The following is a 25,657-nucleotide window of genomic DNA, read 5'->3' on the forward strand; positions in this document are numbered from 1 at the left end:
GTCAGTTGAGCATCTGGTGGAGTGCGGGGAAGACGATCAGGACGGTCATCAGCAGGGTCAGGGCGGCCCCCGGCGCGACCATCCGCTCACTGTCGGCGTTGGCGCGGGCGAGGTCCTCGGCGAGCAGTTCGCCGCGCAGGCCCTTGGCGCGCGCCCGCAGGGTGTCGTACACGGCGGCGCCGTCGGTGCCGGACAGTCGCATGATGTCGGCCACGTCCTGCACCGGGCTGAGCCCCAACTCCTCGGCCAGCGTGTCGAGTCCGGCCCAGGGCGGGAGCCGGTCGGTGGCGGCGCGGTCGAGGGCGTCGCGGATGCGGCGGAACACGGTGCCGCGCCCGACCGCGGCGGCGCGGCGCAGCGCCTCGGCGGGCCCGCAGTCGGCGGCCCGTTCCAGGGCGACGAGTTCCAGGTAGGCGGCGATGCCGTGCAGGTACTCGGTGCGCGCCTCCTTGGCCTCCCCGCGCACGATGGCGTCGGGGACGAACCAGAGCAGGCCGGCCAGCAGCGGCCCGGCCAGCAGCGGCAGCGCGAAGGGCAGGCCGACGTCCATCAGCGCGGCCATCGCGCCCAGGTAGGCGGGCAGCGCCAGGCCGATCACGGCGAACAGCAGCTTGTGCACCATGAACCGGGCCGGGGTGCGGCCGATCAGGGCGAGTTCGCGGTGCGGGACCGACACCCCGCGCAGGTGGACGGAGCGCTCGCCGATCCGGTCGTACCAGCGCGGCCGCTCGTCCGGGTCCGCGTCCCGCTCGGCGGGGGTGCGGTGCAGCCGGTCCAGGGCCTGGCGCAGGTCGGGCGGCGCGGGCCGCAGTTCGGCGATCAGCAGGGCGAGGCCGCCGGCGGCGACGGCCCCGGCCAGCACGGACCAGGGGGAGATCACCGGACCTCCCCGAGCTGCTCGACGGCGGCGTCCTCGCGCACCGGGGCGCGGCGCCCGCCCTTGCTGCGCCGGTCCGGCGCCAGCAGCCGGGGCACCGGCGGGTGCGAGGCGAGCGCGCGCATCCAGGCGATGATCGCGACGAACAGCGCGGCGACCACGGCGAGCACGATCTGGCCGAGCAGCGTCCCGTACGGGCGGGTGTACTCGGTGTTGAAGGAGCCGACCGTGACGACCAGCACGATGATGCCGACCAGCCAGCGGATGGTGGTGCGGTGCTTGGCCCGGTCGGCCTCGATGGCGCGGCGCTGGCGGACCTCCTCGCGCACCGAGTCGGCCATGTCGGCCAGCGCCCGGGCCAGGCCGGGGCCGCTGTCGCCTGAGCGCAGCACGAGCGCGGCGAGCACCTTGTCGGCGGTGGCGTCGGCGAGGCCGTCGGCGAAGGCCTGCAGCGCCTCCTCGGGCCGCCAGCGGGCCTGGAGCCGGGCCGCCAGCTCGCCGATCTCCTCCTCCAGGGCGGCGGGGGCGGTGCGGCGGCTGGTGACGATGGCCTGGTTGAGGCCGACGCCGAGCAGCAGCACGTCGGCGATCCGCTGGGTCCACTCGGACAGCGCCTCCAGGCGTTCGATCCGGCGGGTGTCCGGGCGGGTGGTGTCGAACAGCCAGGGCAGGCCGAACACGGCCAGCGGCACCAGCAGCGCGGTCAGCGGGATGCCGGTGAACAGCCAGCCGAGCGGGGCGCCGATCAGCGCGAGCGGCAGCTGGATCCGGCGCAGCCGCACGACCCGGGCCGAGCCGGCGCCGGGCGCGCCGTACCAGAAGACGTGGGCGCGGCCGGCCGGCGAGCCCTCCCGCTGCGGCGTCTCCCCCTCGTCCGCCGGCTCGCTCCCGCGGGCCCAGGCCACCAGGGCGACCAGGCCGCCCGCGACCGCCAGCCCGCACAGGGCGAACAGCAGCATCATCGCGCGCCACCGCCGATCCGCAGCTGCAGCGGGGTGGCCCAGCCCCCGTACCGGGAGCCGAGCAGGGCGGCGTCGAAGCCGGCCCGGCGCAGGTCGTCCAGGCACTGCGGCGGGGTGTGCGGGACGGCCCGCGGCTCGCCGAGGTCGGCCCGGGGGCCGAACACGGTGTTCAGCGCGGGCCGGCCGCTCTCGCCGAGGCCGGTGACCTCCAGGACGTGGGAGACGAAGCGGTGTCGGCGGCCGCCGACGGCGGTCTCGTCGACCATGGTGACGTGCACGATGAGGTCCAGGGCGTTGGCGGTGAGCCGGTAGGCGAGCGAGTCGGTCATGTGCGAGCCGTACTCCAGGCAGAGTTCGGCGATGCGGTCGACGACCATGTGCGGGCCGCGGGCGTGCAGGGTGCACATCGAGCCGCCCTCACCGTTGGTCATGACCCGCAGCATCGGCACGACCTCGCCGGAGCGGACCTCGCCGACGATGATCCGGGACAGCGTCATCCGCAGCGCCGCCGGGATGAGGTCGCCGATGCTCAACTCGCCCGCCAGGCGGCCCTCGACGCGCTCGCCGTTGCCCTCGCGGGCCTCCATCGGCACGACCTGGCGCAGGTGACCGAGGGTGTGCAGCCACAGCTCGAACTCCGACTCCAGGGTGCCGATCCGCTCGTCCGGCGGGATCTCGGCGGCCATCGCCCGCAGCAGGCTGGTCTTGCCGACGCCCTGGGTGCCGGTGATCATCACGTTCTTCCGGGCCCGGATCGCGGCGGCCAGGAAGGCGGCCAAGGTGCTGTCCAGCGTGCCGAGTTCGACCATCTCCGGCAGCGTCGCCGAGGCCACCCGGTGGCGCCGGATCGCCACGTACGGGCGGGGCGTCACCTCGGTGAGCGCCTGCAGGCGCATGCCGCCCTCCAGGCGCAGCGCGAGGGTCGGGCTGGCGGTGGACAGGCTGCGCTCGCCGCCGCCGTGCTGGCGGGCCAGGTCCTGGAGCAGTTCGACGAGTTCGGCGTCGCTGTCGGCCACCGGCGGGACCTGGCGCAGGGGTTGGTGCACCCGGGAGACCCAGACGTCGTCGCAGCCGTTGATCAGGATGTTCTCGATCTCCGGGTCGTCCAGGTAGGGCTGGAGGCGCCCGGCCCGGAACAGCAGGTCGAAGACGGCCTCGGCGAGGGCGCGGTCCTGCTCCCGGGTGGGCGGGATGCCGTGGGTCTGCGCGTAGGCGTCGGACCAGCGGGCGACCGCCTCCTCGATCAGCGCCCGGCCGCGCTGGCGGCGGGTGGCGCGGTCCGGTTCGGCGCCCGAGGTGGCGGTCAACCGGGTGATCTGCTGGTGCAGTTCGGCCGCGACCTGGCGCTTCAGCTCGCGGGCCACCTGCGGGTCGACGGCCGGGCGGGTGGCGGCGCCGCGCAGGTCGAGCGAGGGCAGCTGGGAGGGCACGGCGGTGGGCGTGGCCGCGCCGCCCTGGTGGGCGTACGGCGGCACGGGCTGCGGCACGGGCTGCGGGGCGACCGGGCCCGGCTGGTAGGCCTGCGGCGGCGCGGCGGCGGGTGCTGGGCCCTGGATCGGGGCCTGGACCTGGACCTGGGCTTGGGCCTGGACCTGGACCTGGGCCGGGGTGGCCCAGGGCAGCGCGGCCGGGTCGGCCGCGGGGTGCTGGTGCAGGGGGCTACCGCGCACGGAGCACCTCCCCGGGGTTGTACGGCTGCGCACCGTTCGGCCGCGCACCGTTCGGCTGCGGATCGTTCGGCTGCGCCTGGTCGGGTGTCACGGCGGGCTGCTGGAGCGGGTACCGGCCTTCGTCCTCGGACTCCTGCCGGACGTAGGGGGGCCGCTGATCGGACGGGGCCTGCTGGCCGTACGGGGTGTACGCGGCCTGCTGCCCGTACGGCGGCTGCGGCGACTGGACGTGCGACGGGAACGGCGCCGGCGCGGCCGGCTGGGGGGCCAGCCCGGCCAGCGGTGCCACCGGGCCGGTGACGATCACCGGCGCGACCGGCTGCGGCGGGGTGTACGAGGGCTGCTCCCCCTCGGCGCTCCCCCACGCCGTCTCCGCGTATGCCGCCGTCGGCGAGGGCGCCGTCGGCGAGGGCGCTGCCGGCGAGGGCACGTGCGGCGCCGGGACCGGGGTCGGAGCCTGGGCCTGGGGCGGCACCGGGGCCTGGGCCTGGGCGGTGATCCGGGCCTGGGCCGGGATCGGCGCGGCCGTCGGCGCGAGCCGCTGGCGGCGCCGGCGGACCAGCAGCTGCACCTCGTCCGCCGCCGAACGCGCCGTCCGCATCAGCTCCGAGCGGATGAACCGCCGGTCGGTGATGTCACCGCCGTCCGAGAGCACCCGGGCGGTGCGGGTGGCGTGCGGCAGCAGCCCGAGCAGCGGCACGCCGAACTCGCGCGACACCTCCGCCCCCGAGTAGGGACCCTCGGCGACCAGCAGCAGTCCGAGCGCGTCCACCCCGGTGCCGGCCGTGGCGAGGTCCTCGGCGAGCGCGGACAGCCGGGGCCGGACCGAGCTCAGGCCGCGCAGCGTGGTGCGGACGGTCACCGCGACCACGTCCGCCCGGCGGGCCAGCACCGCGCTCACGCCGGTGGCGCCGGAGCGGCCGAGGTCCACGATGACGTCGTAGCCCTGTGGTTCGAGGCCGTGCAGCAGGTCGGCGAGCGGCTCCCAGGTGTAGGCGAGGCCCGGGGCCTGGGTGGGGTCGGTCAGGCCGGGCAGCAGCAGCCGCTCGGCGGTGCCCTCGGGCGAGAGGTCGATCAGCTGCTCCCAGATGGTCTGGGCGAGCAGTCCGCGCCGGTCGGCGACGGCCAGGTTGCGCAGCCCGTACACCGCGTCGACCCGGCCTTCCAGGGCGCCCGCGAGCACCGCGCCGCCGTCCGGGTCGGCCTCCACCAGCAGGACGCGCCGCCCGGGCGACAGCGGCCAGGCCAGCAGCAGGGCCAGGGCCGTCGTGGTCGCGCCGGGCGCGCCCGGACCGCCGACCACCGCGATCACCGCCATCAGGCGCCACCCGCCCCGGTCGGGGGCACCGGAGCCGCGGGAGCCGTGCCCGCACCGGTGGGTGCCCCGGAGGCCGCACCGGTCGGCGGGGCCGTCGGCGCGGCGGTGCCACCGGTGCCACCGGTGCCACCGGTGCCGCCGACCGCGCCCGAGCCGCCCGTCCCGGCCGTCCCCGCCGCACCGCCCGCGGCGGCGGCGCGCGGCGTCAGCAGGACCTGGATCCGACCGCCGGCCACCCACTGCGCCAGCCGGGGGCCGTCCGCCGCGCCGACGGCCACGTCGATCACCTGGCTGCCGTCGGTGTCCACCCGGCCGACCGTGATGACCGTCGCGGGCATCGAATCGGCCTTGTTGTTGTCCGGGGTGTAGACCACGACGATCTGCAGCCCGGGCTGGAGCCGACCGGCCGGCAGCTGGGTGCGCTTGGCCGAGACGCCGACCACGATCTGGCCGGGCTGCACCAGAAGCGCCTGCGCGACGTCGGCCCGGGTGAGCATGGCGCCGCGTTTGAGATCGGTGGCGGCCCGCATGCCGACCGTCTTCTCCCGTTCCGTGGCCGCCAGCGGCCGCAGCGCCGGGTCGCCGGCGATCCGGGCCACCACCAGGTCGTCGTCGGTGATCACCTGACCCCACGGGACGTCCCGGGCCAGCGCCAGCACGGCGACCCGTTGGCCGGTGCTGTTGTAGAGCACCGCGCCGCCCAGGCCGCCGGCGGCGATCAGCGCGACCGCCATCGCCAGCACCGCCGGACGGCGCCGCCGGGCCCGCAGCGTCCGGCCGGGGGCGTGCGGGGCGGCGTGCCCCTTGCCCTTGCCCGGGCCACCGCCGGGGGCCTGGCCCGGCCCCTGGCCCTGGTCCGGGACCGCCACGGACACCGCGGCCCCTGCGGGTGTGCCGGATCCCGGCGTCGCGAATGTACGGTTCTCCACCGGGTTCCGCCCTTCCCTCGTGCTCGTGCTCGTTCCGGGTCGTCAGTGCTGGGGTCGTCGGTGCTGGGGTCATCGGTGCTGGGGTCGTCGGCGCTCGGATTGCCTCCGCCCGCAGGTCAGTTGAGGACCTGCACCTCGGCGACCTTGAGCGTGAACTTCGAGGACTGCGGCATCTTGACGTCGAAGGTCTTCGCGTTCGGCCCCGTGACCACGACCTGGCCCACCCAGTTCGCCGTCACCGTCCCGTCGAAGACGCCGCTCTTCTTGGTGCCCGAGCCGACGGCGAACTGGTAGCCGCAGTCCGGTGACGCGGCGGCGCCGTACGCGGGGTCGTACCGCGTCCCGGCCGTGTCGCAGGTCACCGCGACGTCCTTGTCGAAGCTCCAGGTCACGCTCCTCAGCACGGGCGTGACGGTCACCGAGGCGCCCGGGACGGACAGCGTCTTGGGCGCGGGCGCCGCGACGCCGTCCAGCCAGAGCCAGACCGGCGCCTTCACCACCGCCGTGCCCTTGGGCGCGACGCCCGCCGCCGGCTTCGGGAAGCGCATCTCGTGGGCGAACCCGTAGCCGACGTCCACCAGGTTCAGCGCCGGCGGCCCGGCCGGCGAGGTGGCCTCGAACACGATCTCGGCGCCGTCCTGCCCGCCTCCCGTCTGCGGGCAGACCTTCGAGTAGAGCGCGCCCTCGGACGGCTTGTGCCCCTGCCACTCCGGGGCGCCCTCGGCGGGCGGGTTGTCCAGGGGGCGGAAGTAGCACCCGACGCCGCTGTTGAACCAGCCGCGCTCCGGGTCGTGGCAGGGCCACTGCTGGTCGTGGTAGCTGCACAGCAGCGGGCCGTCACCGGTGTTGCCACCGCCGCCACCGCCGGGCTGCGAGGGTCCGGGATTCGGTTTCGTGCCGCCGGAGTTGACCCCCGAACAGATCACGTCCGGATAACATTGTTCGGCGCCTCCGCTCGGCGGTTCGTCCGCCGCCGCCGTCACCGCCGAGGCCACCAGCAACCCGGCGGACAACGGCGCGAGGATCGCGAATCGCCGGGCCGGTTTACGCGTGTTCAGCATGTCCGGTCCACCTCCCGCTTGAAGTCGTAGATCAGCCAACGTGCTTGGAACCAGCGCAGGGACGCGGTCGCGACGTAGCGGTTCAGTCGGGCGCCCGGATCCTTTGCCACCTGGGTGACGGCGTCGACGCGGTGCCAGCCCGATACGTCGACGCAGTCCTCGATCACCGCGGTCTGCGGATCGGCTTTCAGGTCGACGGCCTTGACCACCGCCGAATTGCGCGGCGTACCGGTCATCACCAGTTTGGCGTCACGCAGTTGGCCGAGACTGACGAGGGTGTCGGCAAGGGCCCGCCCGGAGGAGTACGTCTCCAGCGCGAATCCGTCCGAATCCGACCGCCCGAAGGCCTCGGCCTGAGCCTGCCACCAGTCCTGATACGTCTTCAGGGCCAGTCGGCCCATGGCACCTTCCGGACCTTCGGTCGGCGCGATCGAATCGTTTGCCGAACCACTCGAAGGAGTTACCGGACCCACTCCCGCAACACTGGGCGCAGCCGTCCCGAGACGATCGACGGAACCATCGGCACCGCTGCTCGCACAAGCGCCGAGGAGCAACACCAGAACCACCCCGCCGACCCCAACCGCCCCAGGGCGCAACACATTTCCGCGCTGCCGCATCGCCCCACCTCGTCGCGACCGACCGATCCGTGATCCGTGGCCGCCGGAAGAATTCCGCCGTCCCGCAGGTGTTTCCGCTGGGGATCGATTCTTCGCCAACCCACCCCATCACGGCAACACCTCAGGCCCCCTGACCTTACGCGGGAGGCGGTTCCGTCGGGGCACTTTCCCGCCACAGAACGGCCAACAGTTCTTCGGAAAGCGACAATCCGGCCAATGCGCCCCGAACCGCGGCCCGATTGCGCATCAACAGGCGCCCACCCTGCGGCGGAACGAGCAGGCGCGCGCCCGGCGCACCCGAACTACCCGACCCGTCGCCCCCGTCGAGCAGCGCGGCGACGGACGGCTGGAGATCCAGCGGGGCGACGGCGGCCGGAGCACCCGGGACGCCCTGCCGGAGCACGGTGGTGAGGGCGTGGCTGAACGAGCCCTCGCCACCCGGCAGTACGGCGTCCCGGCCGCGTCTGCCCGGGGTGTAGCGACCGACCCGGCCCCACAGCGGGACGCGCGGGTAGGCCAGCAGTTCGCCCGCGCCGTCCTCGCCGCCACCGCGCTCCAGCGCCGCCCAGGTGTCCCGGTCGGCCACCGCGTCGACCAGCAGCAGCGCCTCCTCCTGGTCGCCGTGCACCATCGCGCTGACCACCCAGTCCCAGGCCAGGCCGCGCCGGTAGGCGTTGTCGGCGGTGCTGCCGCCGGTCACCAGGGCGAGCCGCCGTCCGCGCGGATCGACCGCCAACTGGCCGACCAGGCAGACCACCAGCCACCGGCCGGGGTGCTGGGCGGCGTCCCGGACGGCGGTGAGCATCGCGTTGGCGTCCGCGTCCGGCGCCACCTCGGTGACCCGGCAGCCCGCGGCGCCGACGTCGAAGCACATCCCGGGCAGCACCTGTGCGAGCAGCCGCGCGCCGTCCGGCGCCAGCGCCGAACCACCGAAGCCCCGATCGGGCCCGCCGTCCGCCCCGATCACCACCAGGTCGACCCCGCCCGCCATCCGCACGCCCCCTCCCTCGCCGGCCCCGGCGCACCCGGGGCCGCCCGCCGCGCCCACCGCTGCCGTGGTGCGCAGGGGCGCGTACCGTACCGCCGCCGGGCAGGCTACCGCTCCGGGCGGCCGCCGACGGGGCTCCCGACCCGCCCGCTCAGGGACCATGGGCCCTATCGACGCGCGCGCCGACCGGAGGACGATCGGACGCATGGAGCGTGAGGACCGTGTGGAGACCCTGAGCGAGGCCGAGTGCCTGCGGCTGCTCAGCACCGTGCCCGTCGGGCGCGTGGTGTACACCGAGCACGCGCTGCCAGCCGTACTACCGGTCTCGTTCGAGGTACTGGACGGGCGGCTGGTGCTCGCCGTGCGCCGGGGAAGTGCCACCGCGCGCGGGCTTGACGGCACGGTGGTGGCCTTCCAGGCGGACCTGCTGGACCCGGTCACCCGGACCGGGTGGAGCGTGCTGGTGCACGGGCGGGCCGACGTGGTGCGCGAGCCCGAGCAGGTGCGGCGGGTGCTGCGGTCCGGTCTGCGGCCGTGGGTGGGGGACCCGGAGCCGATGTTCGTCTCGCTGGTGCCGGAGCTGGTCAGCGGCCGCCGGCTGTTCCCCGATCTCACACCCCGCGTCCGCACCCCCTGACAGATACCGGCGGGTAGGCATACGCTTCCGGCGTCCTGACCTCTCCCCCAGGAGCGCACCCGTGACGAGCTTCGCCTCCCTCGCCGACCTGACCGCCGCCGTCGGCACCGAACTGGGCACCAGCGAGTGGCACACCATCGAGCAGCGGCAGATCGACCTGTTCGCCGAGGCGACCGGCGACCACCAGTGGATCCACGTGGACCCGGAGCGGGCCAAGGAGAGCCGGTTCGGCTCGACCATCGCGCACGGCTACCTGACCCAGTCGATGATCCCGGTGCTGGCGAAGGAGTGCTACGGCGTCGAGGGCGTGCGGATGGCGCTGAACTACGGCTCGGAGAAGGTGCGCTTCCCGGCGCCGGTGCCGGTGGGGACGGCCATCCGCGCCACCGCCGAGCTGGTCTCGGCCACCGAGGTGCCGGGCGGGGTCCAGGCGGTGGTGCGGTTCACGATCACCAGTGCGGAGAGCGCCAAGCCGCACTGCGTCGCGGAGACGATCACCCGGTTCTACGCGTAGCGGCGCGGGTACCCCGGACGGGGCTCGGACGGGGCCCGGGCCGGGCGTGGGGCGGGCGCGGGTACGCCGATTGGCCCGCGCGGAGCCGCCCACCAGGTCCGGACGGCCCACGGCGAGTAATCTCCGACGAGATGGTTGTCGTATCACAGCGGCCGCACCGGCCACCGGGATACGCCCCCGGCACGCCCGGTAGCCGTGACCGTCCTTGGAGGAGCCGTGCCCCGCCCCGCCCCCTGGTTCTCCCGCCTCGCCGGTCTGTCCTCGCAGTTGGCCCCGCCGACCACCGATTCGGCCACCCGCCCGACCGCGGACCCCACCGGGCCGGGCCTGGCCCGACTGCCCCGCGCGGCCTGGCACCGGGTCCGGACCGAGGCCTTCGGGGCCGAGCCCCGGGGGGAGCGGCTGGCCCGGATCCGCCGCTCACCGCAGTTCGCCGCCGGCGCCTTCCGCAACCCGCTGCCCACCCGGCGCCTGGTCTACGAACGCAGCCCGCTGGAGATCACCCGCGCCCAGCTGACCGGGGACAAGACCCGCCGGGCGCCGACCGCCGCCGTGCCGGTGCACCGCCTGCTCCCGGTCGACCTCGCGGCCCCACCGGACTCCGGGCTACGGCTGACCTGGCTCGGCCACGCCACCGTGCTCGCCGAGATCGGCGGGCGGCGGGTACTGCTCGACCCGGTGTGGGGCGAGCGCTGCTCACCGTTCGCCTGGACCGGCCCCAAGCGGCTGCACCCGGTGCCGCTGCCGCTGTCCGAACTCGGGCCGGTGGACGTGGTGGTGGTCTCGCACGACCACTACGACCACCTCGACATGGCCACCATCCGCGAACTGATCGGGACTGACGCGGTGTTCGCCGTCCCGCTCGGGGTCGGCGCGCACCTGGAGCACTGGGGAGTGCCCGCGCGGCGGATCGTCGAACTGGACTGGTGGGAGTCGGCCGAGGTCGCCGGGCTCACCCTGACCGCCACCCCGGCCCGGCACTACTGCAGCCGCGGCCCGCGCACCAGCTCGCTGTTCCTCTGGGCGTCCTGGGTGGTGGCCGGCGGCGGGCACCGGCTCTTCCACAGCGGGGACACCGGCTACTTCCCCGGCTTCGCCGAGATCGGCCGCCGGCTCGGGCCGTTCGACGCGACGATGATGCAGGTCGGCGCGTACAGCGACTTCTGGCCCGAGGTGCACATGACGCCCGAGGAGGGCGTTCGGGCGCACCTGGACCTGGGCGGCGACCTGCTGCTGCCGATCCACTGGTGCACCTTCAACCTGGCGCTGCACCCGTGGGAGGAGCCCGCCGAACGCGTGGTCACGGCCGCCCAGGCGCTCGGCGCCCGGTTAGTGGTGCCCCGGCCCGGCAAGCCCTTCGAACCGGCCGACCCGCCCGCGCTGCGGCTGTGGTGGCGCGCGGTCGCGGCCACGCCGCGCGGCATCGAACCGCTGGTCCACGAGCGGGGCGCGGCGCCCGTCCGTGAACGGGTGGCGGACTTCGGCGAACAGATTTCAAAATCTGTTCGCTGAAATCTGTTTTCTGTTATCTGTTCGCTGTCATCTGTTCGCCGCTACCCGTTCGCCGCCGTCTGCTCGCCGCGCCCCGGCCGCCGCCGGCGGCGGCGGATCAGCGCCCAGGCCCGCTCCTGCACCAGCAACGTCAGCACCCCGGCCAGCACGATCCCCGCCATGTTCAGCAGCAACTGCACGCTGGAGCCCCAGAACTGCCGCACGTCCCCGTACCCGAGCGCGACGGCGGCGTTGGCGGCCGCCGGCACCGTGGTCACCGAGATCGCCACCCCGACCAGCATCCCGGCCTTCGCGGAGGTCAGCGAGAGCAGACCCGCGATGCCCGCCAGGAAGGCGACCACGAAGGACGTCGCGTCGGGCTGCCAGATGAACGAGGTGCTCGGCCGCGCGGCGTCGAACCTGGCCTCGCTGAACAGCCCGAACCCGTCCATCAGCAGCGAGAACCCGACGGTCAGCGCCATCGCCACCGCGAAACCCGTGACCAGCGCGTTCAGCGACCGCAGAGCCGGGCGCAGCCGTCGCTGGACCACGGCCACGCACAGCCCGGCCAACGGCCCGAACTCCGGCCCGACCGCCATCGCGCCGACGATCAGGATCGCGCTGTCCAGCACCGCGCCGCACGCGGCCAGCATGGTCGCCACGGTGAGGAAGGCCAGGAAAACCCCGGTGAGGGTGGACTCCTCGTGCGTGATCTCGGCGACCGACTCCCAGACCAGCGCGTCGGCCCCCTCCCCCGGGGCCAGCCGCTCCGCCTCGTCGGCGGCCGCCGAGAGGGTCAGCTCGATGTCCGAGACGTCGATCGCCCCGCGTTCGGGAAGGCCCGTCCCGCGCAGCGCCCCCAGGACCTCGTCCGCCGACTCCCGGGCGACGTCGCAGAGCACCACGTCCCCGGCGGGCCGCACGGCCGCGTCCGGCAGCACCACGATGTGCGTCACCCCGACCGAGGCGTCCAGACTGTTGAGCACGGGCTCCCGCAGGTCGGGCGGAACGATCAGGCGCAGGTGCAGCACGGGCACTCCGGTGGGGCGGGGAGGTGGACGGAGGTCCCGCCCACCCTAGGGCCCGTGACCAGCCGTCACCCGGCAGCGGCCGAGGGCTCGGCTGAGGCCGAGGCCTCGGCCTCAGCCCGCCAGGACGTCCCGCAGCGCGCGGGCCTCCTTGACCACGCGGCTCGATCCGCCCTGCGCCGCCGTCGCCGTCACCTCGGCCACCGGCCCCCGGGCGCCGGTGCGCCGAGCGCAGTCCGCCGCGAGGGCGAGCAGGTCGCCGAGGCCCCGGGCGGACTTCCCCTCGCCGCCCAGCAGCGTCGGCAGCGCAGGCCCGAGCACCGACCACACCGTGCCGTAGGCGCCAGTCCCGGCGGCCAGCGTGAGCGCCGCCCCGAGCCGGGTGGACTTCACCGCGCCGCAGTCGACGAGCGCGCCGAGTTCGCGGCCGAGCTGCCCGCCGTCCAGGTCGCCGCGGGCCGCGAGCACCAGCAGGGCGTCGACGGCGGCCGTCCGGTCCTCGGTGTGCCGGGCGCCCAGGCCGTAGGCCAGCGCCAGGTGCAGAGCGAGCCCGGCAGGGCCGCCGGCCTCGGCGAGGGCGGGCAGCAGCCCGCTCCTGTGCCGTTCGTCCCGGTCGGCGGCGGCGGCGAAGTGGTCGAGCCAGCGGGCGGCCAGCTCCTCCCGGTGCCAGGGGAGCATCGCGGCCCAGTGCGCGGTGGGCCGCCAGGTCCACTCGCCCACCTTGCGGGCCCGGGCCACGCTCGGCTCGGTGCCCTCCAGCAGCGCCCGGAACTCGGGGGCGAGCCGCTCGCCGTCCGGGCCCTTCGGGCCGGCCCCGATGCCGGGCTGGGCGACGGCCACCCGCCGGACGTCCTCCCACCAGCGGTCCCCGTAGTGGTGCCCGTGCCGCGAGCCCCGGCCGGGGGCGAAGACCACCCGCTCGGACGGCTGGCCGGGCAGGCCGCCGGTGCGCAGCCAGTGGGCGGCCCACCGCCCGGACGGCGAGGTGAGCGCCTCGGCCGCGCGCAGCACCTCGGCGCCCGCGTGGGGGCCGACCCGCAGCAGGGCCGCGCACAGGTCGGCCCGGCCGGGGGTGGCGCCCGCCGCCTGGTAGCCGGCGAGGCGTTCGACCAGCGTGCCCGGGTCGAGCGCGCCGGTGGTGTCGGTGGGGGTGGCCAGCAGGTAGGGCGGCGACTGGGCGGCCACCTGCCAGGCGGCCTCCTCCATCCGGGCGGCGAGGACGGTGCCGTACACGGTGTTGTTCTGGCCGCGCAGCGGGGAGCGGCCCTTGCCGCCGAGGACGTCCCAGAAGCGGTGCGGCGGCGTCTCGCCCGCCACCGCGGCCACGACGTGGAGGACGTCCCGGGGCGCGCAGTCGTACCAGCGGCCGACACCGTTCCACGGGTGGACCCGGCGGACCGGCCGCAGCGCCTCGACGAGCGCCGCCCGGTCCTGGTGGGCCTGGCGGACCAGGCCGTCCAGCACGCGTTCGAAGACCGCCATCTCGGGCTCGTCGGCGGCGAGCAGGGCGGACAGCTCCTGCGCCAGTTCGGCCGCCGAGGCGATCGGCGGGCCGAGCGGGAGCGGTCGGGGGGCGGGTGGCAGGAGTTCGTTCCACCCGGTGTCCGGGTCGTCGTCCTCGCCGCCGCCGACCGGCGCGCCGAACAGTTCGCCGGCGCGCGGGTGGTGGGCCGGGTCCAGGGCCCCGGCGGCGAGCCGCAGTTCGGGCAGTACCGCCTCCCCGGCCGCGCGGAGGTGGCGGGCCACCACGTTCAGCGCCCGCTCCTGGACGCCCCGGTCCGGGTGCCCGAACGCCTCGGCGGCCGCGAGCACCACCGGCCCGGCCCGCCCGGGCGCGCGCCGGGCGGCCCGTTCCAGCCAGGCCAGCTGGGCGCGGACGAGCTTCTTCTCGGCCCGGAACAGCACCACCGCCGAGGCCTCGGTCAGCACCTCGGGCTCGATCAGCCCGGCCTCGTCCAGTTCGGCGAGCACCCCCTGGGCGTGCCCGGCGAGCACCGACAGCCCGTCCAGCAGCGGCAGCACGTCGCGCACCCGGGCGGCGTACTCCTGCGACGTCGGGGCGAGGGCCTGCAGCACGTCCAGGAAGAACCGCTGGTCGGCCGGCTTGCCGCCGCGCAGCAGCCGGGCCAGGCAGCGGTCGATCAGGTCGGCCCGGTCGAGGTCGCCGGCCGCGGCGAGCTCGGCGATGGCCTCCGTCCAGGCGTCCCCGGGGCGGGGGGTGAACCGCCAGGACAACGCCCCGCCGACGTCGGCGAGTTCGAACACCCGGGGCAGCAGCACCGGGGTGAAGTCGTCGGCCCGCAGCTGCTCGGCCAGCGTGGGCCGCGGGCCGCTGCCCAGGCGCATGCGGTCCGTCCACTCGCGGACGAAGGGATCGGTCTGCGGCACCGCGCAGCCGGTGCGGCGCACCACGTCCTCGATCACCGGGTACAGCGACCAGCCCCAGCGCGGCCCCGGCCGGGCGGCGAGCCGGGTGGCCACCTCGACCTGCCATTCCTCCGGCTGCGCCGCGACGAGTTGGCGCAGCGCGGGGTGGCGGGCCCATTCGCGCGAGGTGAAGTCGCGGGCGCCGAGCCAGGTGGCGGCGGCCGGGCCGGTGTGGCAGCCCGCACCGGCCAGCATCAGGGCGCCCTTGACGGCCATCGCCTGCTTCGACCAGTCGTCGCGCACGTCCTTGCGCAGGGCCTTCAGCGCGGGCAGGCAGCCGCGGCGCTGCGCCTGGTCCAACGCGGCCACCAGCGCCGGTATCTGCGGCATCCGACCGCCCCGGACGGCGGCCAGCAGTTCCTCGACCGCGGTCGGGGCCGGTACGGCTCCCGGTGCGTCCGACGCCGCCGCCCGCGGGTCCGATGCCGTCCGCGCCACCTGTGCCACCCCGCTCACGCCTGGACCCCCTTCGCCACCGTCTGACCGTGCGCCCCGCTCTGGCCCTGCCCGCCGGCCTGCCCCTGCTCCCCGGCCTGCCCTTGCTCCCCGGTCCGTCCCTGCTCGCCGGCCGCCCGCCGGGCCGCGTCCCGCACCATCCCGACCGCCAACGCGTGCTTGCACGGCCCGCGCCCGCCGCGGTACTTGGCCCACCAGAGGCAGGTGCAGCCGAGGCGCCCCGCCTCGTCCGTCCGCACCCGCTGGATGTGGTCGTCCACCGTGACGACGGCCGTCGTACCTCCCGGCTCCAGCCGTACCGCGCCCGCCGCGACCAGCGCCTGGGCGGCCCGCAGCCGTGGGTTGGCGGCCTCGGCCCGGTCGGCGTCGTACGGGAGCTGCCGGTGGAAGTAGGCGGCCTCGGCGGTGTCGTAGCCGATCTGCCCGGCGGTGCCGAGCCGGGTGAGCGCGGCGCGGACCCGCTCGGGGCTCAGCCCGGACTGCTCGGCGAGGTCGGCGACCTCGATCCGCGGCTCCCAGGCCAGCAGCACCGCGACGAGTTCGGCGTCCTGCTCGGCGGTGCCGGTGGCGAGCGCGCCGAGCACCCCGCCCTCGCCGGAGAAGCCGCGGGAGACGTCCGGCGAGAGCGTCAGGGTGAGCCGCATGCCGGGCAGCACCACCTCCCAGGCCGAGGCCGCCGGACCGGCGGCGACCGGGCCGTACACCCGCAGGGCGAGCGCGTGCCGCAGCACCCGCTGGAGCGCCACCAGCCGCTCGGGCCCGGGCAGGCAGACCGCGCCGGGCACCGGCCGGGTGGTGGGCCGCAGCGTGCGCCCGGCCGGGACGACCCAGCCCACGCTGCGGCCGCCGCGCGGCAGCGAGCGCAGGAAGCGGACCGCCTCGGCGGCGGGCAGTTCGGCGCGCAGGTCGAAGCCGGCGGCGACCACCTGGGTCTCGGCGAAGCCGCGCAGCCAGCGCTGCGGCAGCGGGACCTTCTTCTCGACCAGCGGCCCGTCGAAGCTGGTGAGCTCCAGCGCGTCCGGCCCGACCGCGAGGTGCAGCGGGTCGGCCGGGCCGATCCTGGTCAGGGCCTCGCGCAGCGGGTTGTTGACGTCGACGTTGGTGGTGCCGTGGCCGATGTCGTCACCGTCGAGGCCCGCCTGGAGCACGTCGAGGCGGGCGTAGACGCCGCAGCAGCCGGAGAAGGACTCGAAGCGCAGCCGGTCCCCGTTGGCGGTGACCACCGGGTCGAGCGAGGCGCGCAGCTGCGGCTGGTAGTACCGGGCGGCGGCGACGTCCGCGACGGCGAGCAGCGCGGCGGCGGCCGGCGCCGGGTCGGCCAGGAAGCCCGCGAAGAAGCGCGGATTGGCCACCGCGCCGACCGGGGTGGCGCCGCCGGAGGTGGCCAGGTCGAGGTGCCGACCGTCGGCGCCGTCGAGGACGGCGGACGGGCGCAGATAGGCGTACGCGTGTGCGGATTGCGTCATGCCGAACACGCTAGGTGAGGGTACTGACAATCCGTCGGCTCGCCGTCGCACTGGAACAGGTTCTACCCGACTGTGGAGCCCCTGATCGTTACCCAGGTCACACCGCGGCGCGGGCGCCTTCTGCCACTATGGGCCCGTGACCGACCTGACCGAACAGGAAATCCGGGCCGCCCGCCCGGCCGGCTCGTTCGCCGGACTGCTGGAGATCGAGCGACTGGACGAGAACACGTTCCGGGGCCGCTGCCACGCCGGCGCCCCGATGCGCGCCTTCGGCGGGCAGGTCGCCGCGCAGGCGCTCACCGCCGCCGGTCGCACCTGCGACGGCCGGCGCGCGGTGCACTCGCTGCACGGCTACTTCCTGCTGCCCGGCGACCCGACCCAGCCGATCCGGTACGAGGTCGAGCGGGTCCGCGAGGGCGTCTCGTACACCACCCGCCGGGTGACGGCGCTGCAGAACCAGAACGCGATCTTCACCCTCTCCGCCTCCTTCAAGCGTGCCGAGCCCGCCCCCGACCGCCATCGCGAGATGCCGCCGCTGCCCGGCCCGGAGAGCCTGCCGGACGCCTTCTCGCGCTGGGATCCGGCCCTGCGCGCGGCGATCACCGGCACCGGCGGCTTCCGCGACCTCGAACTGCGCTTCGTCCCGCCGGACGCGCCGGGCGTGCCGCCGTCCGTGCCGGGGATGCCGCAGCAGTTCGTCTGGCTGCGCATCGCCTCCCCGCTGCCCGAGGACGACCCGCTGCTGCACGTCTGCGCGCTCACCTACCTGTCCGACCTCACCCTGGCCTCCACCGCCGGACTGCACGAGCAGCCGAACTTCTTCCAGCGCACCGAGCCGCCCCGGCTGCTGATCGCCTCGCTGGACCACGCGATGTGGTTCCACCGCCCGTTCCGGGCCGACGAGTGGCTGCTGTTCGCCCAGCGCAGCCCGTCCTCCTCGGACGGCCGCGGGCTGGCGCTCGGCGAGTTCTACGACCGTGATGGGCAGCTGGTCGCCTCCGCCGTGCAGGAGGCGCTGATCCGCCGGCTGCGCTGAGGCGGCCCGCCCGGCGCGGGCCCGGGCGGGGCGAGCCCGAGCGAACCCGAGCGGGCCCGGACGGCCCGGTGACCGCCCGGCGAACGCAAGGGGGCCGGTCGGCGTCATACTCCTGAGCGGCCCCGGCCCGTATCATGGTGCGGGTGACCAAGGTTGACCTGTCACCACGGCCGGTGGAGGCGATGTCTCCGCGTCAGCTAGAACGCCGCGGAAGCCTGATCGCGGCCGCGCTCGCCCTGGTGAACGAGATCGGCGTCGAACGGCTGCAGATGAAGCAGGTCTGCGAGCGGTCCGGAGTCGCCCTGGGGACGGCGTACCGCTACTTCTCGTCGAAGGACCACCTCCTGGCGGCGGCGATCGCCGAGTGGCACCGCCTGCTGCTGGCCGACCTGGTGGCGGAGCTGCGCGGCCCGCGTGCCGGGCTGGGGGCCACCGACCGGGCGGTCCGGTTCGTCCGCGGCGGGATGCGGGCCTACCAGCGCCAGCCCGAGCTGGCCCGGCTGCGGGTGGCCGTCGCCGCCTCCACCGATCCGTTCGCCAGCGAGGCCCTGCAGGGCATGGCCCGGGCCGACAGCACCGCCCTCCAGGCGGTGACGGCCGAGGTGCCGGCCGCCGCCAGCGACCTGGTGCGGCACATCGTCGCCCACGCCTGGCAGGGCGAGCTGACCGCCTGGGTGACGGGCCGCACCACCCTCGGGGACGCCCGGCGGCGGCTGGAGGACGTGGTGCGGCTGGTGCTGAACCCGTACGAGACGCCGTACCCGGCCCCGTACGAGGTCCAGCCCGCCGCCCACCGGCCCTGAAGGCCCCGGGGCCTGAAGGTCTCGGGCCCCGAAGGCTCGGGGCCCCGAGTCCTAGGCCACCGTCACCGGGTGGACCACCACGGCGCCGAAGAGGTAGCCCTCGCGGTTGAACACCGCCCGCGTGGGCTGGGTCGTGCCCTGACGGTCGGTCGCGCGGGCGCGCAGCTCGTACGCGCCGGACCGCTCGGGGCGCCAGTCGATGCTCCAGCGCGTCCAGCCGTGGGCGCGCGGCTCGTCCCGCAGGTCGGCGCGGCGCCAGCTGCGGCCGCCGTCGGTGCTCACCTCGACCCCGCGCACCGCAGCCGCGCCGGACCACGACCGCCCGTGCAGCCGGTGGCCGCGGCCGGCCTCCAGCACCGCGCCGGAGGCCAGTTCGAAGGCGCTCTTGACCACTTGGGTGGTGAGCGGCGCGCTGCCACCGTCCGGGTAGTCGGGGCCCCAGAACCGGTAGAAGTCGGTGTTCCACGGCGAGTACAGCGGATGGTCGGCCACCTCGATCGTGCCGACCCACTTGATCGAGGCGATGCCCACCCAGCCGGGCACCACCAGGCGCACCGGCGCGCCGTGGTCGGGCGTCAGCGGTTCGTCGTTCATCTCGTACGCGAGCAGCACGTCGTCCAGCGCCTTGGCGACCGGCAGCGGCCGGCGGACCGGGCCGTAGTCGGTGCCGCCCACGACGTAGTGCGGGTCGAGGCCGGTCGGCAGCACGTCCACCGCGGCCCGGGTCAGCCCGGCGGCGCGCAGCACGTCGGCCAGCCGCACGCCCCGCCAGCTCGCCGAGCCGACGCCGCCGAGCGTCCAGGGCGTGCCGGGCACGCTCTGCTGCTGCTGGCTCTGGTAGTAGCTCCGGGCGTTGCCGGCGCACTCGATCAGCGCGCTGATCCGGGTGGACGGCAGCCTCCGCAGGGCGTCCAGGTCGAACTCGACCGGCCGCTCGGCCACCGGGGCACCGCGCAGGCCGCTGCCGAACAGCTTCAGCCGCCAGGTGTCGGGGTCGATCACCGGGGTGCTGGTGTGGTTGCGGACGAAGAACCGTTCCACCGGGACGTGGCGACCGACGGCGGCCTCGCCGTCGGCGTCGCGCAACGCGTCCCAGCGCATCTCGGCGTTGGTACCACGCGGAACGAACCACTCGGCGGGCAACGGTTTGACGATTCCGGGCACGGGCTTGGGCACCTCCTCGGCGGCCGCCCGGGCCGGGGCGAGCCCCGGGACGGCCAGGGTGGGCGTGGCGAGCACCCCGGTGGCGGAGAGCATCCGCAGCAACGTCCGGCGGTCCACGCCGTCGGCACGGGCCTCGCCGCCCAGCCACTGACGGCGGCGCAGCCGGTCGTAGCCGGCCTCGTCGAGCGGCACGGGAGCCTCGTCGAGCGACTCAGGGGCCTCATCGATCGGCACGGCGGGGGTGTGGACCTCGGCGGCCATGGCGGCACTCCTTCACTGTCAGGGTAGGCGGTTCGCGGTGCGCGCGGCTACGGGCGCGGACGGGGCGCCGCCCGGACGGCGCGCCCCGGCCCGGCCCGGGCGAAGCACACGGGCAGGGTCAGCGAGATCTGGAGCAGCTAGGACAGTTCGAACGGCTCGGACGGCTCGGACGACACACGAGCGGACGGCGCGCGGGTATCCGGGCGGCCCGGGCGGCATCGCACCCGACCCGCCCCACGGCGCGGCGTCCTCCTGTCACGATCGGATCCTAGGACCGCGACCGACGGCCCGTCAGGCGATCCGCGAACCCGGGCCCGACCTTCCCGGTACGCACCGGGCCCGACCTTCCCGGTACGCACCGGGCCCGACCTTCCCGGCGCGCCCGGCCCGCCGCGACCTTCCCGGTACGCACCGGGCTTGACCTTCTCACCGGTGTGAACTCCTACCGTTCCCGTTGTCGGAGAAGCCGCAACCCACTCAGGAGCACCCATGCCCCCCGCCCCGCTCGCCCGGATCGTCCAGGGCTCCGGCCCCGGCCTGCTGCTCGCGCACGGCGCCGGCGGCAGCGCCCGGGACAACTGGGGCCCGCTGCTGCCGGACCTCGCCGCCCACCGCACCGTCGTCGCCCCCGACTACCCCGGCTCCGGCGACAGCCCGTACGAGCCGGGCGAGCCCACCCTGGACGAGCTGGCCGACCGTCTGGTCGCCACCGCCGTCGAGGAGGGCCTGGACTCCTTCGACCTGGCCGGCTACTCGCTGGGCGCCGCCGTCGCCGTCCGGGCCGCGACCCGCCACCCCGGCCGGGTCCGCTCGCTGCTCCTGCTCGCGGGCGTCGCCGGCGGCTCGGCGCGGCTGCGGCTGCTCGCCGACCTCGCGATCGACCTGGCCGAGCGGCCGGCCGACCTCGCCCGGCTGATGCTCACCGTCGTCTTCGGCGAGACCTGGGTGGACGCCCTCCCCGAGGACCGGCGCGAGGAGCTGCGGGAGGCGCTCAAGTCCCCGGTGCCGGACGGCTTCCGCCAGCAGTTCCGGCTCGCCGGCCGGGCCGACGTACGCGCCGAGCTCGCCGCGATCGGCGTCCCGACGCTGGTCGTCAGCACCGCCGAGGACATGCTCGTCCCGCCGTCCCAGCACCGCGCCCTGGCCGAGGGCATCCCCGGCGCCCGCTGGGCCGAACTCGCCGGCGGGCACCTGCCGATGGTCGAACTGCTGCCCCAACTACGTGAGGTGGTACTGGAGTTCGTGAAGAGCTGAGCGCCGCCCGGACGCTCCCACCCCAGGGACACCCCCCGGGCGCCCGGGAACACCCCGGCACGGTCGGGCGTTCGCCCGGTCATGCGCATCGGAGAACTCGCCCGCCTGACCGGGGTGTCCACCCGCCTGCTCCGCTACTACGAGGAGCAGGGCCTGATCAGGCCCGCCCGCAGCACGGCCGGCTACCGCGAGTACGGCGAGTCGGACACCGTCCGGGTCCGCCAGATCCGCAGCCTGCTGGCGGCCGGCCTGACCACCCGGGTCATCGCCGAGATCCTCCCCTGCGCCACCGGCCCCGTCCCGGTCCTGGAGGCCTGCCCGGTGCTGCTCGCCACCCTGCGCGGCGAACTCGCCGACCTGGACGCCCGGATCGACGACCTCACCCGCAGCCGCCGGGCCCTCTCCCACTACCTCGCCACCGCGCACGCCCCGGCCCACGAGCACGCGGCCTGACCCCCACCCGCCGCCTCCCCGGCGCGCCCTCCCGCCCCTCGCGGCGCGAACTGGACATAGTGCGACATGCAGCTTTGATCCGAGCATGTCGCCGATGCCCAGGTCCGTCCCCCCGAGGTAGGAGAGGTCCACCCGATGAGCAGCCAGCCGCCGCAGTCCGACCAACGCGGGAGGGAGCCCGACGAACCCGCCGCGACCCTGCCCGCCGACCGGGCGGTGTTCGGGATCAGCGCCGTCCTGGTGCTGGCCGTGGTCGCCTGGGGCGTCTTCGCCGAGGACTCGCTCGGCCGGACCTCCAGCACCGCGCTCGGCTGGGTCCTGCACAACTTCGGCTGGCTGTTCGTGGTGGCCGCCGACGTCTTCCTCGTCCTCACCGTGCTGCTCGCCTTCAGCCGCTTCGGCCGCATCCGGCTCGGGCGCGACGACGACGAACCCGAGTTCTCCACCCTCGCCTGGGTCGCCATGATGTTCAGCGCCGGCATGGGCATCGGCCTGATGTTCTACGGCGTCGGCGAGCCGCTCCAGCTCTTCGCCACCCCGCAGCCCGGCTCCGGGCTGGAACCGCAGAGCGCGGCCGCCGCCCAGCAGGCCCTGGAGTTCTCGCTGTTCCACTGGACCCTGCACCCCTGGGCGATCTACGCGGTCGGCGGCCTCGCCCTCGCCTACACCACCTTCCGCAAGGGCCGCGGCAACCGCATCTCCGCCGCCTTCGTCCCCCTCATCGGCCAGCGCGGCGCCGACGGCTGGGCCGGGCGGGCGATCGACCTGCTGGCCGTCTTCGCCACCGTCTTCGGCTCCGCCACCAGCCTCGGCCTCGGCGCGCTCCAAGTCGCCGACGGCCTCGGCTACATCACCTCCGTGCGCAACACCCAGAACGCCCAGCTGGTCATCATCGGCTCGCTGACCGCCGCCTTCGTGCTCTCCGCCTTCTCCGGCGTCCACAAGGGCGTCAAGTGGCTCTCCACCGCGAACGTCGTCCTGGCCTCGCTGATCATGCTCTTCGTCTTCGTCTTCGGCCCGACGGTGTTCGCGCTGGACTCGATCCCCTCCACCGTCGGCGGCTACCTCGCCGACCTGCTCGGCATGTCCACCCAGACCGGGGCCTTCACCGACGAGAGCTGGCTCGGCTCCTGGACGATCTTCTACTGGGCCTGGTGGCTCTCCTGGGCGCCCTTCGTCGGCACCTTCATCGCGCGCATCTCCCGCGGCCGCACCGTCCGACAGTTCCTGATCGGCGTGCTGCTGGTGCCCAGCGGGGCGACCGTGATCTGGTTCTGCGTGATGGGCGGCACCGCGATCCGGCTGGTCAGCACCGGTGCGGCCGACCTGGTCTCGACCATCCCGAAGGGCGCGGAGGCCTCCCTGTTCGAGATGCTGCGCTCGCTGCCGCTCGGTTCCGTCACCAGCGTGGTCGCCGTGCTGCTGGTGATGACCTTCTTCATCACCAGCGCCGACTCCGCCTCGCTCGTCCTCGGCTCGCTCTCCAGCCGCGGCTCACTGCACCCGCGCACCTGGCTCGTGGTGGTCTGGGGCGTGCTGATGGGCGGGGTCGCGGCCGCCCTGCTGCTGGCCGGCGGGCTCACCGCGCTGCAGAACGCGACGATCCTGGTGGCGCTGCCGTTCGTGGTCGTGATGCTGCTGCTGTGCGTGTCCCTGGTGAAGGAGCTCCGCGAGGACCCGGCCGCCGGCCCCTCCCGTTTCCACCCCGCGCACGGCCTGCGCGACGCCGTCCGGGTCGCCGTCGGCGAAGCCCTCGCCGAACGCGGACGACCGCGCTGACCAGCGCGTACGCCCCACCCCCGGGAGTGGGGCGTACGCGGCCAACCGACGCCCAACCCCCGTCCGGACTTCACCCGCGCGTACCGACCGTTCACACCGCCCTGGAACCCTCCCTGTCATGAACGCCAGCCCTCAGGCGCCCTACCAGGAACCGCGCTTCCCGCTCCCCCAGCGCCACCGCCGCCTTCTCGCCAGCACCGCCGTCCTCGCCTCCATCGCCCTCGGCGCGCTCGGGGTCGGCGCCACCGTCGAAACCGTCCAGCACGGCACCCTCGCCACCGCCACGGCCACCGCGAGAAAGTGACCGGCAGGCCCCCGACCGACCCCTTCAGCACCGCCGTCCGCACCCGGACGCGGTGCTCTCGGCTTTTCCGGGGGCGCCGCTCAGGCGCGCCGTTGCTCCCGGGCGCCGGCCGGGAGGGGGACTGCCGGGGCAGGGCGGGAATGGCGGCCGGTGCCGGGAGCGGGCCGCAGGTCGGGCGCGGGGGCGTAACGGGCGGCGGGCGGGCGCAGCAGCCAGCCCGGGGGGCGGGTGCCGCGGGGGGTGGGGGTGATCAGGCCGAGGCGGTGGAGCAGGTCGAGGGCGTCCCGGCGCAGCGCGGTGCGGTCGGCGAGGTAGTCGCGGTGCCAGCCGGCCGGGATGCCGTACTCGTCGGCGATGTCGCCGAGGACACCGTCTATCAGCGCGTCCGGGATCGGGACGTCGCCGCCGGTGGTGGTCTCGCCGGGCAGCGGGCGGACCTCCTCGACCAGGCGTTCGAGCAGCAGCAGGGTGGCCTGGGACAGGGTGCCGGCGCCGGGGAGGGCGAGGTCGGTGAGTTCGTCGGCCGGGTCGAGCAGGGCGACGCCCTCGGCTCGCAGCTCGGTCTCCAGGCCGAGGAAGTCGGCGAGCGCGGCCGGGCCGCTCAGCCGGTGCTCGTGCAGCCAGGCGCGCCGGTCATCGGGGAGGTCGGCGGCGAGGACGGCGGGGGTCTCGGCGAGCAGCCGGCGCACGGCGGTGGCGGGTTCGGCGTCGGCGGCGCGGTGGATGAGGTCGGCGGCGTCGGCGGCGAGGGCGGGCGGGCCGGCCGGGACGGCGCGGGCGAGTTCGCGGGCGACGGTCAGCACGGCGGTCCGCACCGCCGGGTCGGCCGGATCGACCGGGTCGGCCGGGTCGGCCGGGTCTGCGGGCTCGGCCGGGTCTGCGGGCTCGGCCCGGTCAGTCGGCAGGCCGCCGAGGATCTGCCAGTCGGCGAGCGCGGCGAGGGCCATCGCGCGGTCGGCCGGGCCGGCGGCGAGCCCGGGCGCGGCGGCGCGCATGGCGTCGAGCAGCCGCCCGTACGGGAGTTGCTCGGGTGCGTCGACGAGCAGGGCCAGGGCGAGGGCGAGTTGGGCGTAGCCGGCGGGGGTGAACGGGGCGCCGGTGGCGGGGTGTTCGAGGCGGCGGGCGGCGCCGGGGCCGAGGCCGGCCTTGCAGAGCCGGGCGTGCCAGGGGCCGACGACGAGCCGGTAGCCGAGCAGGGTGTCGAAGCGTTCGACGAGCCAGTCGCGGTGACGGCGGATCAGCGGGAAGCCGTCGGCGTGCGGGCCGGAGGCGGTCACCAGCGGATGGGCGAGCAGCAGCCGGGCGGCTATGCGGCGTTCGGCGGCGGGCAGGCCCGGGACGTCGGGGAGCTCGGGGACGTCGGGGACCTCGGCAACGGGGAGGCCGGGCGTGGCCACCAGGGCGGGGGGCGTCGGCAGGTCCTGGCCGGAACGATCCTGCACGCCCGGCGCCGGGCGGGTGCGTTCGGGCTTGCGGTGCCTGCCGGGCCTGCCCGGCTTGGCGCCTGACCGCACGACGGGCAGCGCGGAGGCGTCCCGCCGGGCCCGGCGCAGGCCGCCGGCGGTGCGGGCCTCGCGGGAGCGCTGGGCGGCGGTGGCGTGCGCGGTCGGGCCGTGCCACCAGCTGACGTCGGCGTCGGAAGCGGCGTCGGAAGCGGCCTCGGCCGGGGCGCCGAGATGGCGGGCCGGGTAGAGGCCGAAGGCGGCGGTGCACAGGTCGTCGGCGGTGCCGGGGGTGGCGGCGGCGAACCAGTGGGCGAGCCGCAGCAGGCCGGGGTCAGGCGAGAGCACGGGGTCGGAGGCGGGTTCAGGGGCCTGCGCGGCGTCAGCACGGGGCCCGGACACGGCTTCGGGCGCGGCCTCAGCTGCGGGTTCGCGTACGGCGAGGACGGCGTCGGCGGTCCCTCGCCCCGTCCCGCCCGTGCGCCCGTCCGGCCTTCCGGCGGCCACCCGGGTGGCGCCGACCGCGTACTCCTGCTGCTCCATGTCGGGGACCAGACTAGACGGTGGCCGGGTCACCCGGTGGCAGCAACCGGCCTCACGCCGAAGTGGCCGACCGCCCTCCGCTACGCCGCCGGCCCGGCCGGGCCCGCCGCCACCGGGTCATCCACCGGGCACCGCCGGGGTTACGCGCCGGTAACCCGCTCTTCCGTCGTCCGGGCG

Annotated in this window: 22 protein-coding genes; 9 read left to right on the top strand and 13 right to left on the bottom strand. The window is 75.6% G+C overall.

Annotated elements, in window-relative coordinates; genetic code table 11:
* Nucleotide 1: 1 nt before the first annotated feature.
* The 8 genes from ACIO5E_RS04555 to ACIO5E_RS04590 form a co-directional block, all read right to left on the bottom strand.
* A complete protein-coding gene (locus ACIO5E_RS04555) occupies nucleotides 2–880 on the bottom strand; it encodes a hypothetical protein (RefSeq protein WP_400663777.1) in 879 nt (292 codons plus the stop codon).
* Entirely contained in the window at nucleotides 877–1,839 is a 963-nt protein-coding gene (locus ACIO5E_RS04560; protein ID WP_400663780.1) for a type II secretion system F family protein, read from the bottom strand. Before ACIO5E_RS04560 ends, ACIO5E_RS04555 begins: the two co-directional genes overlap by 4 nt.
* On the bottom strand, nucleotides 1,836–3,509 hold the full coding sequence (locus tag ACIO5E_RS04565; protein WP_400663783.1) for a CpaF family protein: 1,674 nt from the start codon (nucleotides 3,507–3,509) through the stop codon (nucleotides 1,836–1,838). The genes ACIO5E_RS04560 and ACIO5E_RS04565 overlap by 4 nt, the downstream gene beginning before the upstream one ends.
* Nucleotides 3,499–4,827, bottom strand: a complete 1,329-nt coding sequence (locus ACIO5E_RS04570) for a hypothetical protein (RefSeq protein ID WP_400663785.1) — start codon at nucleotides 4,825–4,827, stop codon at nucleotides 3,499–3,501. The genes ACIO5E_RS04565 and ACIO5E_RS04570 overlap by 11 nt, the downstream gene beginning before the upstream one ends.
* On the bottom strand, nucleotides 4,827–5,702 hold the full coding sequence (locus tag ACIO5E_RS04575; protein WP_400663788.1) for an SAF domain-containing protein: 876 nt from the start codon (nucleotides 5,700–5,702) through the stop codon (nucleotides 4,827–4,829). The genes ACIO5E_RS04570 and ACIO5E_RS04575 overlap by 1 nt, the downstream gene beginning before the upstream one ends.
* A 170-nt stretch (nucleotides 5,703–5,872) precedes the next feature.
* Nucleotides 5,873–6,817, bottom strand: coding sequence for a hypothetical protein (locus ACIO5E_RS04580; RefSeq protein ID WP_400663791.1), 945 nt, complete (start codon nucleotides 6,815–6,817; stop codon nucleotides 5,873–5,875).
* Nucleotides 6,811–7,218 (bottom strand): hypothetical protein, encoded by a 408-nt coding sequence (locus ACIO5E_RS04585; protein WP_400663793.1) that lies wholly within the window; start codon nucleotides 7,216–7,218, stop codon nucleotides 6,811–6,813. The genes ACIO5E_RS04580 and ACIO5E_RS04585 overlap by 7 nt, the downstream gene beginning before the upstream one ends.
* 352 nt (nucleotides 7,219–7,570) lie before the next feature.
* Nucleotides 7,571–8,431: a hypothetical protein gene (locus tag ACIO5E_RS04590; protein WP_400663795.1), complete on the bottom strand. Its 861-nt coding sequence runs from the start codon at nucleotides 8,429–8,431 to the stop codon at nucleotides 7,571–7,573.
* A gap of 196 nt (nucleotides 8,432–8,627) precedes the next feature.
* Here ACIO5E_RS04590 and ACIO5E_RS04595 point away from each other — a divergent pair, with 196 nt between their 5' ends.
* From ACIO5E_RS04595 to ACIO5E_RS04605, 3 genes are all read left to right on the top strand, one after another.
* Nucleotides 8,628–9,059, top strand: coding sequence for a pyridoxamine 5'-phosphate oxidase family protein (locus ACIO5E_RS04595; RefSeq protein ID WP_400663797.1), 432 nt, complete (start codon nucleotides 8,628–8,630; stop codon nucleotides 9,057–9,059).
* Between the two features lie 61 nt (nucleotides 9,060–9,120).
* Entirely contained in the window at nucleotides 9,121–9,573 is a 453-nt protein-coding gene (locus tag ACIO5E_RS04600; RefSeq protein ID WP_280679487.1) for a MaoC family dehydratase, read from the top strand.
* 327 nt (nucleotides 9,574–9,900) lie between these two features.
* Nucleotides 9,901–11,085 carry an MBL fold metallo-hydrolase gene (locus ACIO5E_RS04605; protein ID WP_400664420.1) on the top strand — a complete coding sequence of 395 codons (1,185 nt, stop codon included), beginning with the start codon at nucleotides 9,901–9,903 and terminating at the stop codon, nucleotides 11,083–11,085.
* A gap of 41 nt (nucleotides 11,086–11,126) precedes the next feature.
* Here the strand turns inward: ACIO5E_RS04605 and ACIO5E_RS04610 are convergent, their stop codons facing one another.
* The 3 genes from ACIO5E_RS04610 to ACIO5E_RS04620 all read right to left on the bottom strand — a co-directional run bounded on the left by ACIO5E_RS04610 (nucleotide 11,127) and on the right by ACIO5E_RS04620 (nucleotide 16,441).
* The gene (locus tag ACIO5E_RS04610; RefSeq protein WP_400663799.1) at nucleotides 11,127–12,095 is read right to left on the bottom strand and encodes a DUF389 domain-containing protein; all 969 of its coding nucleotides are present in this window, start codon (nucleotides 12,093–12,095) and stop codon (nucleotides 11,127–11,129) included.
* 111 nt (nucleotides 12,096–12,206) lie between these two features.
* Nucleotides 12,207–14,975 carry a DUF6493 family protein gene (locus ACIO5E_RS04615; RefSeq protein ID WP_400663801.1) on the bottom strand — a complete coding sequence of 923 codons (2,769 nt, stop codon included), beginning with the start codon at nucleotides 14,973–14,975 and terminating at the stop codon, nucleotides 12,207–12,209.
* Nucleotides 14,972–16,441: an SWIM zinc finger family protein gene (locus tag ACIO5E_RS04620; protein ID WP_400663802.1), complete on the bottom strand. Its 1,470-nt coding sequence runs from the start codon at nucleotides 16,439–16,441 to the stop codon at nucleotides 14,972–14,974. Before ACIO5E_RS04620 ends, ACIO5E_RS04615 begins: the two co-directional genes overlap by 4 nt.
* A gap of 136 nt (nucleotides 16,442–16,577) precedes the next feature.
* On the opposite strand from ACIO5E_RS04620, the gene ACIO5E_RS04625 reads away from it, so the two are divergent.
* Both ACIO5E_RS04625 and ACIO5E_RS04630 read left to right on the top strand, forming a co-directional pair.
* Nucleotides 16,578–17,477, top strand: a complete 900-nt coding sequence (locus tag ACIO5E_RS04625; RefSeq protein WP_400663803.1) for an acyl-CoA thioesterase — start codon at nucleotides 16,578–16,580, stop codon at nucleotides 17,475–17,477.
* Between the two features lie 143 nt (nucleotides 17,478–17,620).
* On the top strand, nucleotides 17,621–18,280 hold the full coding sequence (locus ACIO5E_RS04630) for a TetR/AcrR family transcriptional regulator (RefSeq protein WP_280679479.1): 660 nt from the start codon (nucleotides 17,621–17,623) through the stop codon (nucleotides 18,278–18,280).
* A gap of 51 nt (nucleotides 18,281–18,331) precedes the next feature.
* On the opposite strand, the gene ACIO5E_RS04635 is transcribed toward ACIO5E_RS04630, so the two are convergent.
* Nucleotides 18,332–19,705 (bottom strand): sulfite oxidase, encoded by a 1,374-nt coding sequence (locus ACIO5E_RS04635; RefSeq protein WP_400663805.1) that lies wholly within the window; start codon nucleotides 19,703–19,705, stop codon nucleotides 18,332–18,334.
* A 489-nt stretch (nucleotides 19,706–20,194) separates the two neighbouring features.
* Between ACIO5E_RS04635 and ACIO5E_RS04640 the strand changes: the two genes are divergently transcribed.
* The 4 genes from ACIO5E_RS04640 (at nucleotide 20,195) to ACIO5E_RS04655 (ending at nucleotide 23,495) form a co-directional block, all read left to right on the top strand.
* Nucleotides 20,195–20,959, top strand: a complete 765-nt coding sequence (locus tag ACIO5E_RS04640; protein ID WP_400663807.1) for an alpha/beta fold hydrolase — start codon at nucleotides 20,195–20,197, stop codon at nucleotides 20,957–20,959.
* 81 nt (nucleotides 20,960–21,040) lie between these two features.
* Entirely contained in the window at nucleotides 21,041–21,412 is a 372-nt protein-coding gene (locus ACIO5E_RS04645; protein ID WP_400663808.1) for a MerR family transcriptional regulator, read from the top strand.
* A gap of 135 nt (nucleotides 21,413–21,547) precedes the next feature.
* Nucleotides 21,548–23,191 (top strand): BCCT family transporter, encoded by a 1,644-nt coding sequence (locus ACIO5E_RS04650; RefSeq protein WP_400663809.1) that lies wholly within the window; start codon nucleotides 21,548–21,550, stop codon nucleotides 23,189–23,191.
* Nucleotides 23,192–23,309: 118 nt separating this feature from the next.
* Nucleotides 23,310–23,495 (top strand): hypothetical protein, encoded by a 186-nt coding sequence (locus tag ACIO5E_RS04655; protein WP_400663810.1) that lies wholly within the window; start codon nucleotides 23,310–23,312, stop codon nucleotides 23,493–23,495.
* An 80-nt stretch (nucleotides 23,496–23,575) separates the two neighbouring features.
* Here the strand turns inward: ACIO5E_RS04655 and ACIO5E_RS04660 are convergent, their stop codons facing one another.
* Complete coding sequence (locus tag ACIO5E_RS04660) at nucleotides 23,576–25,480, bottom strand: DUF2398 family protein (protein ID WP_400663811.1); 1,905 nt, start codon at nucleotides 25,478–25,480, stop codon at nucleotides 23,576–23,578.
* Between the last annotated feature and the right edge of the window lie 177 nt (nucleotides 25,481–25,657).

It is taken from the genome of Kitasatospora sp. NPDC087314 (assembly GCF_044744365.1).
GTDB lineage: Bacteria > Actinomycetota > Actinomycetes > Streptomycetales > Streptomycetaceae > Kitasatospora.